14 protein-coding genes are annotated in these 15,464 nt (G+C 64.2%); 11 read left to right on the forward strand and 3 right to left on the reverse strand.

Annotated elements, in window-relative coordinates:
• Positions 1 to 71: 71 nt before the first annotated feature.
• The 9 genes from pcaQ (at position 72) to NKH22_RS08270 (ending at position 9,615) form a co-directional block, all read left to right on the forward strand.
• On the forward strand, positions 72 to 989 hold the full coding sequence (gene pcaQ, locus NKH22_RS08230; protein ID WP_023691337.1) for a pca operon transcription factor PcaQ: 918 nt from the start codon (positions 72 to 74) through the stop codon (positions 987 to 989).
• A 276-nt stretch (positions 990 to 1,265) separates the two neighbouring features.
• Complete coding sequence (locus NKH22_RS08235) at positions 1,266 to 2,564, forward strand: ABC transporter substrate-binding protein (RefSeq protein WP_023691338.1); 1,299 nt, start codon at positions 1,266 to 1,268, stop codon at positions 2,562 to 2,564.
• A 23-nt stretch (positions 2,565 to 2,587) separates the two neighbouring features.
• Positions 2,588 to 3,328 carry an ABC transporter ATP-binding protein gene (locus tag NKH22_RS08240; RefSeq protein ID WP_023691339.1) on the forward strand — a complete coding sequence of 247 codons (741 nt, stop codon included), beginning with the start codon at positions 2,588 to 2,590 and terminating at the stop codon, positions 3,326 to 3,328.
• The gene (locus NKH22_RS08245) at positions 3,325 to 4,053 is read left to right on the forward strand and encodes an ABC transporter ATP-binding protein (RefSeq protein ID WP_023685278.1); all 729 of its coding nucleotides are present in this window, start codon (positions 3,325 to 3,327) and stop codon (positions 4,051 to 4,053) included. Before NKH22_RS08240 ends, NKH22_RS08245 begins: the two co-directional genes overlap by 4 nt.
• A complete protein-coding gene (locus NKH22_RS08250; protein ID WP_023691341.1) occupies positions 4,050 to 4,946 on the forward strand; it encodes a branched-chain amino acid ABC transporter permease in 897 nt (298 codons plus the stop codon). The genes NKH22_RS08245 and NKH22_RS08250 overlap by 4 nt, the downstream gene beginning before the upstream one ends.
• A complete protein-coding gene (locus tag NKH22_RS08255; protein ID WP_352909342.1) occupies positions 4,943 to 6,007 on the forward strand; it encodes a branched-chain amino acid ABC transporter permease in 1,065 nt (354 codons plus the stop codon). Before NKH22_RS08250 ends, NKH22_RS08255 begins: the two co-directional genes overlap by 4 nt.
• Positions 6,008 to 6,009: 2 nt before the next feature.
• The gene (locus NKH22_RS08260) at positions 6,010 to 6,795 is read left to right on the forward strand and encodes a coniferyl-alcohol dehydrogenase (protein ID WP_023807314.1); all 786 of its coding nucleotides are present in this window, start codon (positions 6,010 to 6,012) and stop codon (positions 6,793 to 6,795) included.
• Between the two features lie 89 nt (positions 6,796 to 6,884).
• Positions 6,885 to 8,330 (forward strand): aldehyde dehydrogenase, encoded by a 1,446-nt coding sequence (locus NKH22_RS08265; RefSeq protein WP_023691344.1) that lies wholly within the window; start codon positions 6,885 to 6,887, stop codon positions 8,328 to 8,330.
• 253 nt (positions 8,331 to 8,583) lie between these two features.
• Entirely contained in the window at positions 8,584 to 9,615 is a 1,032-nt protein-coding gene (locus NKH22_RS08270; RefSeq protein ID WP_352909343.1) for a hydroxyacid dehydrogenase, read from the forward strand.
• 296 nt (positions 9,616 to 9,911) lie between these two features.
• Here NKH22_RS08270 and msuE read toward each other — a convergent pair whose 3' ends face one another.
• Both msuE and NKH22_RS08280 read right to left on the reverse strand, forming a co-directional pair.
• Positions 9,912 to 10,472, reverse strand: a complete 561-nt coding sequence (gene msuE, locus NKH22_RS08275) for an FMN reductase (protein WP_023691346.1) — start codon at positions 10,470 to 10,472, stop codon at positions 9,912 to 9,914.
• 133 nt (positions 10,473 to 10,605) lie between these two features.
• A complete protein-coding gene (locus NKH22_RS08280; RefSeq protein WP_023691347.1) occupies positions 10,606 to 11,262 on the reverse strand; it encodes a glutathione S-transferase family protein in 657 nt (218 codons plus the stop codon).
• Between the two features lie 126 nt (positions 11,263 to 11,388).
• On the opposite strand from NKH22_RS08280, the gene NKH22_RS08285 reads away from it, so the two are divergent.
• Both NKH22_RS08285 and NKH22_RS08290 read left to right on the forward strand, forming a co-directional pair.
• Positions 11,389 to 12,297, forward strand: coding sequence for an AraC family transcriptional regulator (locus tag NKH22_RS08285; RefSeq protein WP_197031340.1), 909 nt, complete (start codon positions 11,389 to 11,391; stop codon positions 12,295 to 12,297).
• Positions 12,298 to 12,404: 107 nt separating this feature from the next.
• Positions 12,405 to 14,051, forward strand: coding sequence for an acetolactate synthase large subunit (locus NKH22_RS08290; protein WP_023714588.1), 1,647 nt, complete (start codon positions 12,405 to 12,407; stop codon positions 14,049 to 14,051).
• A 30-nt stretch (positions 14,052 to 14,081) separates the two neighbouring features.
• On the opposite strand, the gene NKH22_RS08295 is transcribed toward NKH22_RS08290, so the two are convergent.
• Positions 14,082 to 15,452 (reverse strand): alpha-glucosidase/alpha-galactosidase, encoded by a 1,371-nt coding sequence (locus NKH22_RS08295; protein ID WP_023756329.1) that lies wholly within the window; start codon positions 15,450 to 15,452, stop codon positions 14,082 to 14,084.
• Between the last annotated feature and the right edge of the window lie 12 nt (positions 15,453 to 15,464).

The raw sequence follows: 15,464 nt of genomic DNA on the forward strand, positions 1-15,464 counted from the left end.
CATTGCACAAGGCATTTGGTTTGGTAAAATGATATTTTACGCCGTTTCGTTAACTGCTAGGTTATGAGAACATGTCCGAAAGCCGCATAAGGTTCCGTCACCTGCAGGCATTCCTTGAGGTAGCGCGGCAAGGCAGCGTCGCGAGGGCGGCCGACTTTCTCCATGTCAGCACACCGGCCGTGACCAAGACGCTGCGCGAACTGGAGGAGGCGCTTGGCATCGCTGTCGTCGAACGCGACGGCCGCGGCATCAGGGTGACGCGGCTTGGCGAAATCTTTCTCGGCCATGCCGGCACGGCGATCACGGCACTGAAGCGCGGCGTCGATTCCGTCCGCCAGGACGGCGCCATCAACCGGCATCCGATCCGCATCGGGGCGCTCCCGACAGTGTCGGCCAAGGTGATGCCACGCGCCATAAGCCTGTTCCTGAGTGAAAATACCGGTGCTGCGATCAAGATCGTCACCGGCGAGAACGCGGTCCTGCTGGAACAGTTGCGCGTCGGTGCGCTCGATCTCGTCGTCGGCCGGCTTGCGGCGCCGGAAAACATGACCGGCTTCTTCTTCGAGCATCTCTATTCCGAACCGGTGCTGTTCGTGGTGAGGGCCGGCCATCCGCTGCTGCAGCCGGGCCAGGACATCTTCGCCCGGCTCGATGAATTTCCGGTGCTGATGCCGACGCGGGAATCGGTCATCCGCCCGTTCGTCGACCGCCTGTTCATCACCAACGGCATGACGGCGCCTGCGACCGAGATCGAGACCGTCTCGGATTCCTTCGGCCGTGCCTTCCTGCGCCAAAGCAACGCGGTCTGGATCATATCGACAGGCGTCGTCGCCAACGAACTCTCCAGCGGCGCCTTCGTCGCCTTGCCCGTCAACACCGAGGAAACCAAAGGGCCGGTCGGCCTGACGATGCGGACCGACACTGCGCCTTCGCCGGCCTTCACCATCCTGCTGCAGACCATTCGCGAGGCGGCCAGCCAGAACGCCTGAGCACCTTTCGCCAATCTGGCGCAGAGCGGGCCTTCAGCCGTATTTCCATAACCTGTTGGTTAACGAAACACCGCAAAATATCATTTTACCAAACCAAACACCTAGGGCACTGTGACGATGGGAGGATCGAAATCGTGCCGTTATCGGCATTGGCGGCGTTCCGCTGCCGCCTCAAGGCCTGCCGGGGCGATCTCCGATCTTAAGAACGGGCGGCATCGATTTTGAGCAGGCCGGCGGTGACCTCCAGGTGCCGTCAGGAAAGGGAGGAATACCAGCATGACCTCAAGCAAATCCGGCGTCTCGCGGCGCCAGTTCATCGCCACATCGCTCGCCGGCGGCGCGGCACTTGCGCTCAGCCGCGGCCAGGCATTCGCGCAGGCCGCCGACACGCTGAAGGTCGGCTTTGTCAGCCCGCGCACCGGGCCGCTCGCCGGCTTCGGCCAGACCGACGGCTATGTGCTCGATCTCGCCCGCAAGGCGCTCGCCAACGGCCTCGACATCGGCGGCAAGAAATACAGTGTCGAGATCATCGACCAGGACACGCAATCCGACCCGTCGCGCGCCGGCCAGCTCGCCAAGGACCTCATCAACAACCAGGCCGTCGACCTGATGCTGGCGGTGTCGACGCCGGAGGTGATCAACCCGGTCGCCGACGCCTGCGAAGCCGCCGGCGTGCCTTGCCTCTCCACCGTCATGCCGTGGGAGGCCTGGTATTTCGGCCGCGGCGCCAAGCCCGGCGAACCCTCGCCGTTCAAATGGACCTATCATTTCGGCTTCGGCGTCGACGAGTTCTTCCGGACCTACATCTCGCAATGGAACCTGATCGAGACCAACAAGAAGGTCGGCGTCATGTATCCCAACGACGCAGACGGCAATGCCATCCGCACCCATCTGGCGCCGTTGCTGGCAAAGCAGGGTTTCACCATCGTCGATCCCGGCGCCTACGAGACCGGCACCACCGACTATTCCTCGCAGATCGCGCTGTTCAAGCAGGAAGGCGTCGAGATCTTCAACTCCTTCCCGATCCCGCCGGACTTCGCCGCCTTCTGGCGTCAGGCTGCACAGCAAGGCCTGATCAAGCAGATCAAGATCTGCCAGGTCGCCAAGACCGGATTGTTCCCGTCCGACATCGAGGCGCTGGGCGATCTCGGCAACAAGATTTCGAGCGCCGCTTACTGGCACAAGGCCTTTCCCTACAAGTCGCCGCTGACCGGCGTTTCGGGAATCGAACTGGCCGACGGTTATGAGGCCGCCAGCGGCAAGCAGTGGACGCAGCAGCTCGGCGCCTCGATGTCGCTGCTCGACGCCGGCTTCGAGGCGCTGAAGGCAAGCACCGACGCCAAGGACAAGGCGGCCGTCGCCAAGGCGCTGAGCACGCTCAACACCGAGACCATGATCGGCAAGGTCGACTTCACCAGCGGCCCGGTCGCCAATGTCTCTCCCGGCCCGATCATCGGCACCCAATGGGTGGCGGCCAAGGAAGGCGGCAAATTCCCGCTCGACTACGTCGTGACCGAGAACGCCACCGACCCGAAGGTTCCGGTCGAGGCCAAGCTCCAGCCGTATAACAGCTGACGGTCGGTTACGGGGATCGCATCGTGAACGGTTCAGCAAACGCCGCGATCCTCCGCGCTGCCGGCATCCAGAAACGCTTCGGCGCGCTGGTGGTGCTCGACGATGTCGACTTCGCCATGAATGCCGATGAGGCCGTCGGCATCGTCGGCCCGAACGGCGCCGGCAAGACGACGCTGCTCAGCATCTTATCAGGCGCCTTCCCGCCGAGCGCCGGCACGGTCGCCTTCAAGGGTGGCGATGTGACCGCGATGCCGGCTACAGCGCGCTGTCGTCTCGGCTTGGTGCGCACGCACCAGGTGCCCAAGCCGTTCAGCGGCATGACCACGTTCGAGAACGTTTTTGTTGCCGCGTCGCATGGCGCCGGTCTCGCCCGCGACGAGGCCTATGAAGAGGCGCTGGAGTCGCTGAAACTGTGCGGCATGATGGGCGTGGCCAACCGGCGCGCCGAAACGCTCGGCCTGCTCGACCGCAAGCGGCTGGAACTTGCCCGCGCGCTCGCGGCAAGGCCTACGCTGCTTCTGCTCGACGAGATCGGCGGCGGACTGACCGATGGCGAGGCGAGCGAACTTGTCGATACCATCAAGGAATTGCGCCGCCGCAAGATCGGCATCGTCTGGATCGAGCACATCGTCCACATCCTGCTGCAGGTGGCAGAGCGGCTGATCTGTATGGACGCCGGCAAGATCATCGCCGATGGCGAGCCGCAAGCGGTGATGGCCGACCCGGAAGTCGTGCGCGCCTATCTCGGCGGAGGCCCGAAATGAGCCTGCTCGCAATCGAGAATCTGGTCGTCCGCCATGGCCTGTTGCAGGCGGTGCGCGGTGTGAGCTTTACGATCGAGCGCGGCGAAACGCTGGCGCTGGTCGGCGCCAACGGCGCCGGCAAGACGACGCTGCTGCGGGCGATCGCCGGCGCCCATGAGCCGACGGCCGGCCGCGTGCTGCTGAATGGCGCCGATATCACCGGCGTTCCCTCGCACAAGCGCGTCGGCATGGGCGTCGCGCTGGTGCCGGAAGGGCGAAAACTGTTCGTGCAAATGACGGTCGAGGAGAACCTCCTGCTTGGCAAGACCGCCGGCCGTCCCGGCGACTGGAGCGTGGAACGAGTGCTCGACACGTTCCCCAATCTGAAGCCGCGCCGCCATGCCAAGACCGGGCATCTCTCCGGTGGCGAGCAGCAGGCCACCGCCATCGGCCGCGCTTTGATGAGCAATCCCGAACTGCTGCTGCTCGACGAGGTCTCGCTCGGCCTGTCGCCGCTGGTGGTCGATCGCGTATACGCTTCGCTGCAAGGCCTGATCAGCTCCGGCACGACGATCATCCTGGTCGAACAGGACCTCAATCGCGCGCTCTCGGTCTCGGACAAGGTCATCTGCATGCTCGAAGGACGCGTCGCGCTGGAAGGCCCGAGCAAGGGCATGTCCCGCGATGAAGTGACGAAAGCCTATTTCGGTCTGCACAGAAAAAGCGCCGGGAGTGTGCCGGCATGAGCAACCAGATCGTCCAGGGCATCCTGCTCGGCGGCTACTACGCGCTTATCGCCTGCGGCCTCTCCTTCATGTTTTCGGTGATGCGCATAATCAACCTCGCGCATGGCAGCCTGGCCGTGTTTTCCGCCTACGCGCTGTGGTGGCTCGCCTCGCAATTCCATATCTCGCCCTTCGTCGGCCTGCTCATCGTGCTGCCGCTGATGGCGGCCATCGGCTGGGCGCTGCAGCGCTTCCTACTCGAGCGCAGCGCCCGTGGAGGCGCGCTGCTGCCGATCCTGACCACGTTCGGCCTCGCCATCGTCATCGACAATGCGCTGTTCGAGCAGTTCGGCGCCGACACACGTTCGCTGGCGCCCTATATCGGCAGCCTCTCCTACGATTCCTGGGAATGGCCGGGCAGCATCTATGTCGGCAAGCTTGCCGTGATCATGTTCGCCGCCGCCGTCATATTGCTTGGCGGACTGCAGCTGTTCCTTACCAACACCAGGCTTGGCCGCTCGATCCGCGCCACGTCGGAAGATCCCGACACGGCCGGTCTCGTCGGCGTCGATGCGCGCCGCGCCAACGCCCTCGCGGCCGCCATCGCCATGGTCACGGTCGGTCTTGCCGGTGCCTTCCTCGGCATGCGCGCCACCTTCGATCCCTATACCGGCGCACCTCAATTGCTGTTCGCTTTCGAGGCGGCGGTGATCGGCGGCGCCGGTTCGCTGTGGGGCACGCTTGTCGGCGGCATCGTGCTGGCGCTCGCCCAGACGCTCGGCGCGCAGGTGCATCCGCAAGGCTTCCTCATCGGCGGCCATGTCGCCTTCCTGATCGTGTTGTTCATCCGGCTCTCCACGTCCGGCCTTGGCCTGTGGGGCCTGGTGCGCCTGCCCGCGAGGAAGACGATATGAGCGCGGTTTCGGCCTCCCCCGTGATCGAGCGCGGCACAGCTGCTTCGCGTATCTCGGCGATCGCGGTCGTCGTCATCATCGCGCTGCTCGCCGTTGCGCCGCACTTCCTGTCGGCCGGCGCGGTCGACCGCATGACGGCCTTGTTCATCTATGTGATCCTGGCGGCGATGTGGAACGCGTTGGCCGGCTTCGGCGGGCTGGTTTCGGTGGGACAGCAAGTGTTCTTCGGCCTCGGCGCCTATTTCACCATCCGCCTGGCCGATGCCGGCCTCAACCCGTTCGCTTCGCTGTTCGTCTCCGCGATCATTGTCGGCGCGATCTCCTGGCCGATGTCGCTGTTCATGCTGCGGCTCAGGAACGGCGAGTTCGCCATCGGCATGTGGGTGATCGCGGCGCTCACCCATCTCCTGGTCAATCTCGACCGGCTGGTGCAAGGCGAGACCGGGACGTCGCTGATCTCGCTCAACGTCTATGACGCCGGTTCCAGGCGGGCGACGATCTACTGGCTGGCGCTGGCCGCGATGACGGCGCTGCTCGCCACCCTGTTTAGCCTGCTGCGCGGCAGCACGGGTGCGGCCATCCGCGCCATCAGGGACAATGAGGAGGCCGCGGCATCGGTCGGCGTGCGCGTCACCGGAACCAAGCGGCTGCTCTTCGTGCTCGCCGCCTTCGGCATCGGCATGGCCGGCGCGCTGTGGTTGGCCACGTCGATCACCTTCCAGCCGAAAACCTACTTCAACGTCCAGTGGACCGCCTACATGATCTTCATGGTGCTGGTCGGCGGCATCGGCACCTTCGAGGGCGCCATTCTGGGTGCGCTGCTGTTCTTCCTCATCGAGACCTGGTTCGGCGGCACCGGCGTCTGGTATCTGATCGGCCTCGGCGCCACGGCGGTGCTGTTCTCGCTGTTCCTGCCGCGCGGCGTGTGGGGAACGCTGGAGGAGCGCTTTGGCCTGCGCCTGCTACCGGTCGGCTACCGGGTCAGGCTGCCGGCAAACGCCGGCGATAGTGACGCGACGCCTTCGCCGCAACAGGCCGCAACGCATAGTGAAAAGGCGTGACCATGCTGTTCGGCAAGACCATCCTCATCACCGGTGTCGCCTCTGGTATCGGCGCTCGCACGGCCGAACTTGCCGGCCAACTGGGCGCTGACGTGATCGGCGTCGATATGCGTGAACCGGCAGCATCGGCCGGCAGTTTCGTCAAGGCTGACATCTCATCCAAGGCCGGCGTCGACGATCTCCTCGGGCGCCTGCCGCAGCGCATCGATGCGCTCTGCAATGTCGCCGGCCTCCCCGGCAACACCGGTGCGGTGTCGACACTGGCCGTCAACTTCTACGGCCTGCGCGCGCTCTCGGAAGACCTCGCACCAAGACTTCGTGAAGGCGGCACCGTAGTCAACGTCGCCTCGATCGCCGGCTATGGCTGGCGCGCCAATCTCAACCGCGCGGCATCGATGGTCGGCATCGAAGGCTTTCCCGATGTGGCGGAGGTGGTCGCCGACCATCAGGTGAAGAACGAGGAAGGCTATTCCGTTTCCAAGGAGCTGCTGCTTTTGTGGACGCAGAGCGCCGCGCATCAGGACCTGTTCAGGAGCCGCGGTATCCGCGTCAATGCAGTGAGCCCCGGCCCGGTCGAGACGCCGATCCTCAAACAGTTCCGCAATGTGCTGGGCGACGCCCGCGTCGATAGCGACATCGCCCGTAGCGGCCGCGCCGGCACATCGGGCGACATCGCGCCTGTCGTGCTGTTCCTGTGCTCGGACGGCGCACGCTGGGTTAACGGCGCCAATGTGCCGGTTGACGGTGGGCTTGAAGCATCGATCAATGCCGAGGTGCTCGGCTTCTAGACCATCATCCCGAAAAGTGGGAGCCGATGTTCGGATAAGATCGTGGTCAATATAGAAAAGACGCTCCACGGCGAGCGAGGGAGAGAACAATGGACATCGGACTTCTGATCGACGGCGATAAAAGGGATGCCTCCGGCTCAGCCTCTTACGAGCGCATGGACCCGTTCACCGGCAAGCTGGCGACCCGCGCTGCCGCAGCCAGCATCGCCGACGCCAATGCCGCGGTCCAAGCCGCTGCTGCCGCTTTCAAGACGTGGTCGAAGACCGGTCCGGGCGAGCGCCGCGCTTTGCTGTCCAAGGCGGCCGATGTCATGGACTCCAAGGTCGGCGAATTCACCAAGTTGATGATGGAAGAAACCGGCGCGACCGGCCCCTGGGCCGGCTTCAACGTCATGCTCGCCGCCAAAATGCTGCGCGAGGCAGCCGCCATGACGACCCAGATTTCGGGCGAGGTCATCCCCTCCGACAAGCCCGGCACGCTCGCCATGGCGATCCGCCAGCCGGCCGGCGTCTGCCTCGGCATCGCGCCGTGGAATGCACCGGTTATCCTCGGTACCCGTGCCATCGCCATGCCGATCGCCTGCGGCAACACGGTTGTGCTGAAAGCCTCCGAAATGTGCCCGGGCACGCACCGGCTGATCGGCCAGGTGCTGGTCGAGGCGGGCCTGCCCAAGGGCGTCATCAATGTCGTCACCAATGACCCCAAGGACGCAGCGGCAATCGTCGAAACACTGGTCGCGCACCCGGCCGTAAGGCGTGTCAACTTCACCGGCTCGACCAAGGTCGGCAGGATCATTGCCGAACTCGCCGGCCGTCACTTGAAGCCGGCGCTGCTCGAACTCGGCGGCAAGGCGCCGCTGGTCGTGCTCGACGATGCCGACATTGACGCCGCGGTCAATGCGGCGACCTTCGGCGCCTACATGCATCAGGGCCAGATCTGCATGTCGACCGAGCGCCTGGTCGTCGATGAAAAGGTCGCCGACGAGTTCGTCGCCAAGCTCGCCGCCCGCGCGGCGCAGCTGCCTGCCGGTGACCCGCGCGGCCATGTCGTGCTCGGTTCGCTGATCAGCGACCAAGCCGCCGACAAGATGGAAGAACTGGTTGCCGACGCCGTCGCCAAGGGCGCCAGGCTCGTGGCCGGCGGCAAGCGCACCGGAACCGTGGTCGAGGCGACATTGCTCGACCACGTGACGCCAGCGATGCGCGTCTATTCGGAAGAATCCTTCGGCCCGGTCAAGCCGGTGATCCGCGTCAAGGGCGAGGACGAAGCGGTATGTGTCGCCAACGATACCGAATACGGCCTGTCTTCAGCCGTGTTCAGCCGCGACATCCGCCGTGCCATGGCGGTTGCCGCGCGCATCGAAGCCGGTATCTGCCACATCAACGGCCCGACCGTCGGCGACGAGGCGCAAATGCCGTTCGGCGGCGTCAAGGGTTCAGGCTACGGCCGCTTCGGCGGCAAGGCCTCGATTGCCGAGTTCACCGACCTGCGCTGGCTGACCATCGAGGATCCGGGGCAGCACTATCCGTTTTGACTCCACCTTCTCTCACAGGGGAGAAGGAAAGGAGCCCTCAGGGCCGTTGCCTGGCGAGCCAACGGATTCCCGCATCAAAACCCGGCAAGGCTCGAGCCACGCGATCGGCGGCCCCTCCCGGAGTTGTAAATCGTTTAATCGTGGGTATTTTACCCCTCAAGCCCATGCCGCCGGACGGCGGCAAGCGGTTTTGGGGACTACCACAAGTGCAAAGCAAAATACGCGATACGGATCGCGCCGGGGAGGAATCGTTATGCCAAACAAGGCCCTGCCGCTGGTCATCAGCGCGCCGGAACCACGCACGCTCGACCTGATCTTCACCTCACCGCAGCTGGCGCGCCTCAAAGCGCATTACCGCGTCGTCGAGACGACGGCCGAGGGCGTGGCGAACTTGCCCGCCGACGTGCTTGCCGAAGCCCGCTTTATTATCGGCCAGCCGCCGATCTCGCCCGAGACCTTGGACCGGATGCAGGCGCTGCGTTGCGTCTTCAATGTCGAGACCAACCTCATCAACAACATGCCCTATGAGACGCTGTTTGCGCGCGGCATCCATGTCGTCACCACCGGCCTCGTCTTCGCCGAGCCGGTGGCCGAGCTTGGCCTCGCCATGGCGCTCAACCTCGCCCGCAACATCGTCGATGCTGACCTCGCCTTCCGCAAAGGCGAGGAGCTGTGGGGCGGTGACGGCAATTTGACGGCGCGGCTTCTGTCCGGCGCCGATGTCGGCATCATCGGCTTCGGCGATCTCGGCCGTGCGCTCAACCGACTGCTGTCGGGTTTTCGCACCGGCACCAAGGTCTTCGACCCTTGGCTGCCGCCGTCGATCCTGATCGACAATGGCGTCGAGCCGGCCTCGCTGGACGAGGTGCTGACATCAAGCGATTTCGTCTTCGTCGTCGCTTCGGTGACCTCGGAGAACCAGGGTTTCCTCGGCGCTGAGGCCTTTGCAAGTATGCGCAAGGGCGCCGCCTTCATCCTGCTCAGCCGCGCCGGCGTCGTCGACTTCCCTGCCCTGATGGCGGCGGTGAAAAGCGGCCACATCGTCGCCGCCAGCGATGTCTTCCCTGAAGAACCGCTGGCGCAGGACCATCCGGTCCGTGCGATCCCCGGCTTCCTGCGCTCCGCCCACCGCGCCGGCGCGCTCGACATCGCCTTCAAGCGCATGGGCGACATGGTTCTGGAAGACATGGACCTGATCGACCGCGGCCTGCCGCCTCTGCGCTCCAAGCGCGCCGAGCGCGAGACGGTGTCAAGGATGCGTTCGAAGCCGGCGGACAGGAACTAGTTGTCGCGAGAAATCCGCCTGAGATGGATTTCGCAGTTGGCCAAAACCCCTTTGTCATCGCCGCTCAGGATGACCGGGAACCTTTGACCGGTATTGGCGTTTTTCAGCCCGGATCGCTCCCATTCGATCCAGACCCTACTATCGATACCAGGCCTAGCCGGCGGGGTATTGATTTTGAAGGCAATCGGGCTGTGGGAGGCTTGGCCTACTCCAAGGAGGCTCGTCACGATTCGCGTCGCTGGCGGGCCTTTTTATTCACTCCCGAGCAAAGCCGGAGGCGGCCTGCCCGCCTCGCTCTATCCGGCAGCAACGCCGGCTGGCGAGCGATTGGCCAGCACCAGCCCGACCTCGCCGACAACCTGCTCGACGCGCTTCAGGATGGGTTCGGCCCGCAGCACGCCGTCGGAAAAGTCCTTGTCCGTGGCATAGACCCCTGTCGGCAGCGTCAGCGCCTCGAAGAAGCCGAACAACGGCCGCAACTGGTGCTCGACGATCAACGCGTGGCGATCATTGCCGCCGGTGGCAAGCAGCACCACCGGCTTGCCGCGCAAAGCGGCGGGATCGAACAGATCGAAGAAGTGCTTGAACAGGCCGGTGTAACTGCCCTTGTAGGTCGGTGACCCCACCACCAGCACATCGGCATTGACGACGCTGTCGAAGATTGCCCGGGCCTGGCCGTCGAGATCGCGCGCCCATTTGGCAGCGCCGAGCGACGGGCCGAGGTCTTCGATGTCATAGGTGCTCGCCGACCGGCCATGCTGGCGCGCAATATCCCTGACGACCTGGTCGACAAAACCACGCGTCTTGGACGGCCTGGTGAAATTGCCGGAAAACCCGACGACGGTTGGATTGGGCATATTCTGGCACCTCCTGCGCGGCGGGCAGGCCCGCTTCATACCGCATGTTTACAGGCTTGCGCCTGCAGCAAGAAGCAAATGACTGACCTTGCAGCACCATAGTGAGGAATTTTTTTCCGTTTGCCCGCTCGTCTCAGGCCGCGAGAAGCCGGCCATAGGATTCCAGATAGAAGCCGGTTGACCTGGCGCAGGTCCGCACCGCCTCCCTGGCAGCAACCATTTCCTGCCAGCGTAGCAGGCGCTCGCATTCGGCCGGCATGGCAAAGCCCAGATATTTCTCAAGCACGCACAGCTGTTCGAACCAGGGATAGAAGGCGACGTCGGCGGCGCTGAATTCCGAGCCCAGCAAAAACCGTTCGTCCGCCCCTCGCCTCGCAAAGGCATGCTGTTCCACAAAGCGCAGGGCGTCGGCAAGCTGGGCCTTGATCCGCTCATGAACCATAGCGTCGGAACTGTGCATCATGGTTGCCGTCCTGGCGTAAAGCTGCGTGTCGGCGAAGCTGATCCAGATGCGCGCCTCAGCGCGGGCATGAGCATCCCTGGGGAAAATCGGCCGTTCGGGGAATGCATCATCGAGATATTCGCAGATGATCGCCGACTCCCTGACATATTGCCCCTGATGGCGCAGCAGCGGCACCTTTCCCGTCGGCGTGAGTTTCAGGAACCACGCCGGCTTGTTGCGCAGATCGATTTCGATTTCCGTCGCCTGCAGGCCTTTCTCGGCAAGGGCGAGCCTGACACGGTGCGCATAGGGACAAAGCTGCGCGACAAAAAGCTCGATTGGCGGCATGAATAACTCCTGAGTTTCGTTATCGCCGACAAGCGGCCTGTCGGGCATAGCTAGGTCCAGTAAGGCCGGCGCGCTATTCGACAGCGTCTGGATTGATATATCGATCGTCTGTTTCTGGAGCGAAGCGTGGACCTCCTGGCTACCCTCATGCGCGAATTGCACTTCGCAGCCGCCGGGTACCGGCGCCTCGAACTGGCCGCGCCCTGGGCGATCTCGTTCAGCCAGGCTGGGCTTCGCGGCATTCACGTCGTCATCAAGGGGCGATGCGAGGCGGTGTTCGGTGAGGAAGATGTCGAGCCTCTCGATGCCGGCGACCTGATCATTGCACCGCGCGCCGATCCGCATGTGCTGCGGTCGCCCGGCGCGCTCAAAAGCGCGAACGTCCCCGCCGCCGAACTGGCGACCCAAACCGCAGCCGGGCGTATTCGCAGCGGCGGCGAAGGCGAAAAGACCGTCATCCTGTGCGGCGCCTTCGCCTTTCGCGACGCCGACCATCCGGCACTTGCCGGCCTGCCGCGCATCGTTCACATCCGGGGATCGAATGGCCGTCTGCCCAAATGGCTGCGTGGCTATGTCGAGGCCTTGCTGGTGGAAGCGACCGACGAAGGTCCCGGCAGCGACGTAGTCATGGCTCGCCTGTCTGGGGCCATCGTCACGCGCGCCTTGCGCTCCGGTCTGGAAAGCATGGACAATCCAGGTTGGCTGAGGGGATTGCAGGACCCCGCGATCGCCAGAGCGCTCGCGACCCTGCATGAAGCCTATGACCACGACTGGACGATCGAGACCCTGGCACGCGCGGTCGGGCTCTCCAGGGCAACCTTTGCCGCCCGCTTTCGCGATCTCGTCGGCGAAGCGCCCATGGCCTATCTCTTCGGCTGCCGCATGCGGCAGGCCAGCCGGCTGCTGCACGAGGGCAAGAGCCTGGGCCAAGTCGCCGAGGCGGTCGGCTACAGCTCGGAAGCCGCCTTCTCCACCGCCTTCAGCCGCCACGCCGGCGTCTCGCCCGGCCAATTCAGGAAACGGAAGGATCTGTAAGGCAGAGCGATATTGGCGGCGGCCGCGCCTCGCGCTAGGGCTTTGCCAGAACTATGTCTGATCATATCCCGACGCGGTTCGCCGCCGCTTTGCCCAGGAGATGCTTCGTGCCCAAAGGTTCTGACCTGCTTGTTGCCGCCCTCGAGAATGAGGGCGTCGATCGCATCTTCGGCATTCCCGGCGAAGAAAACCTGGACGTCGTCGAATCCATCCGCAAATCCTCGATCCAGCTCATCCTCACCCGTCATGAGCAGGCGGCGGCGTTCATGGCCGCCACCCATGGCAGGCTCACCGGCAAGCCAGGTGTGTGCATCACCACGCTGGGACCCGGCGCCCTGAACCTGACGACGGGTGCCGCCTATGCGCTGCTCGGCGCCATGCCGATGATCATGATCACCGGGCAGAAGGGCATCCGGTCGTCGCGCCAGGCCCGCTTCCAGATCGTCGACATCGTCGCCGCGATGAAGCCGCTGACCAAGCTGTCACGCCAGATCATCTCGGCGAAGACCATTCCCGCCGTGGTGCGCGAAGCGTTTCGGATTGCCGAAGAGGAGCGTCCGGGACCGGTGCATCTGGAACTGCCCGAAGACATCGCGGCCGAGGAGTGCGACGATGTCGCGCTGATCCCGCCGCATCCGGTCGAGCTTCCGCTGGCCAGCCCGCTTGCGCTCGACCGCGCCGCCGAGATGATCATCAAGGCGCAGCGTCCTCTGGCGATGCTGGGCGCCGCCGCATCGCGGCCGCGCTCGACGTCCGACCTCGCCCAGTTCGTGATCAGGACCGGCATTCCCTATTTCACCACGCAGATGGGCAAGGGCACGGTGCCCGGCGGCACCGAACTCTACATGGGCACCGCCGCGCTCTCCGAGCGCGACTATGTGCATGAGGCCATCGAACAGGCCGACCTCATCATCACTATCGGCCACGACACGATCGAGAAGCCGCCCTTCATTATGGGCGACAAGGGACCGAAGGTGATCCATGTCGGTTACCAGCCGGCCAATGTCGAGCAGGTCTATTTCCCGCAGACCGAAGTGGTCGGCGACATCGGCGCTTCGCTCAGGCTGCTTGCCGACCGCCTCGAGGGCAAGATCCCCAACGCGCAGGCGCTACTGCCGCTGCGCGAAGGGATTTTGAGCCGCATTGCCGCCCGCGCCACCGAAGACCGTTTCACGCCGCAGCGTCTGGTGCATGACGTGCGCGCGGTGATGCCGGCCGATGGCATCCTGGCGCTCGACAACGGCATGTACAAGATCTGGTTCGCGCGCAACTACCGCACGCGCGTCGCCAACACGCTGCTGCTCGACAACGCCCTGGCCACGATGGGCGCCGGCCTGCCCTCGGCGATGACGGCCGCGATGCTCTATCCCGGCCGCCGCGTCATGGCGATCTGCGGCGATGGCGGCTTCATGATGAACAGCCAGGAACTGGAAACCGCCGTCAGGCTGAAGCTCAAATTGGTCGTGCTGATCATCGAGGACAATGCTTTCGGCATGATCCGCTGGAAGCAGGCGGTCGACCAGTTCCCCGATTTCGGCATGACCTTCGGCAATCCCGATTTCGTCAGATATGCCGAGGCCTATGGCGCCAAGGGAACCAGGGTCGGCGCCGTCTCAGAAATACAATCGACGCTTGAACAGGCTTTTGCCGGCGGTGGCGTCCATCTCGTCGTCGTTCCGATCGACTATTCGGAGAACGAGCGCGTGCTGGTCGAGGAACTGCGCCACCGGTTGCCGGCGCCACCGGAGGCCTGACGGGTGGAGTAGATACCGCCGCAGCAGCGCTCAGGCGGCCCGGACCTTGGCGCTCACACGCGCCCAGGTCGGCAGCCAGTCGCCATGTGTCGCCAGCAACTCATCGACCAGCGCCCAGATCTGGTCGAGATCGAGTTCGGCGGCCGTATGCGGATCCATCATCGCCGCGTGGTAGATGTGCTCGCGGTTTTCGGTCATCAGCGCCTGCACCGTCAGTTCCTGCACATTGATGTTGGTGCGTATCAACGCGGTGAGTTGCGGCGGCAGCTCGCCAATATAGGTCGGCTGGATGCCGGAGCCGTCGACCAGGCACGGCACCTCGGCGGCGCAATTGTCCGGCAGCGAGGTGATGCAGCCATTGTTGCGGACATTGCCGTAGATCACCGAAGGCTCCCCGGTCCACACCGAGTTCATGATCGAGGACGCGTATTCCTTCGATTGCTCGACCTCGATGCGGTCGGCCGAGCGATAGGCCTCGGCCTGGCCCTTCCAGCGCTCGATCTGTTCGATGCAGCGCTTGGGATATTCGTCGAGCGGAATGCCGAACTTGTCGATCAGGTCGGGGCGGCCTTCCTTGATGAAATAGGGCGTGTATTCGGCGAAATGCTCGGAGCTTTCGGTGACGAAATAGCCGAGCCGCGTGAGCATCTCGTAGCGCACCTTGTTGGGGCAGCGCGGGTTCCAGCCCGGCTTCGGCGCCCTGCCTTCGCGATAGGCGCGGACCAGGTCCGGATAGAGGTTGCGGTAAGAGCCATCCGGCTGCCGGTGCTCGAACTTCAGGTAGAAGGCCATGTGGTTGATGCCGGCCGAGCGGTAGCGTATCTCGTCGTAGGGAATGTCGAGATCGTGCGCCAGTTCCATCGCCGTGCCCTGCACCGAGTGGCAGAGGCCTACCTGTTTGATCTCAGGGTATTTCTCTGAGATCGCCCAGGTGTTGATCGCCATCGGGTTGACGTATTGCAGCATGATCGCGTCGGGGCAGACGGCCAGCATGTCCTCGCAGATCTTCCACAGATGCGGCACGGTCCGGAGGCCGCGCATGATGCCGCCGACGCCGAGCGTGTCGGCAATGGTCTGGCGCAGGCCGTATTTCTTCGGCACCTCGAAATCGGTGACGGTGCAGGGCTCAAAGCCGCCGATCTGGAAGGCGACGACCACGAAGTCGGCACCGGCGAGCGCCTTGCGCTGGTCGGAATAGGTCTCGGCCTTCGCCTTCACGCCCAGCGTCGCGATCAGCTTGTTGACGACGATGGCGCTCTCTTCCAGCCGCTGCGGATTGATGTCCATCAGCGCGATCGTCGCGCCTGACAGCGATGGGCGCTGCAGCACGTCGCCGACAATGTTCTTCATGAACACGGTCGAACCCGCGCCAATGAAGGTGATCCTGGGATGTCTTGCCACTATTAAACCTCC

Source organism: Mesorhizobium sp. M1252, from assembly GCF_040318265.1.
Taxonomy (GTDB): Bacteria; Pseudomonadota; Alphaproteobacteria; order Rhizobiales; family Rhizobiaceae; genus Mesorhizobium.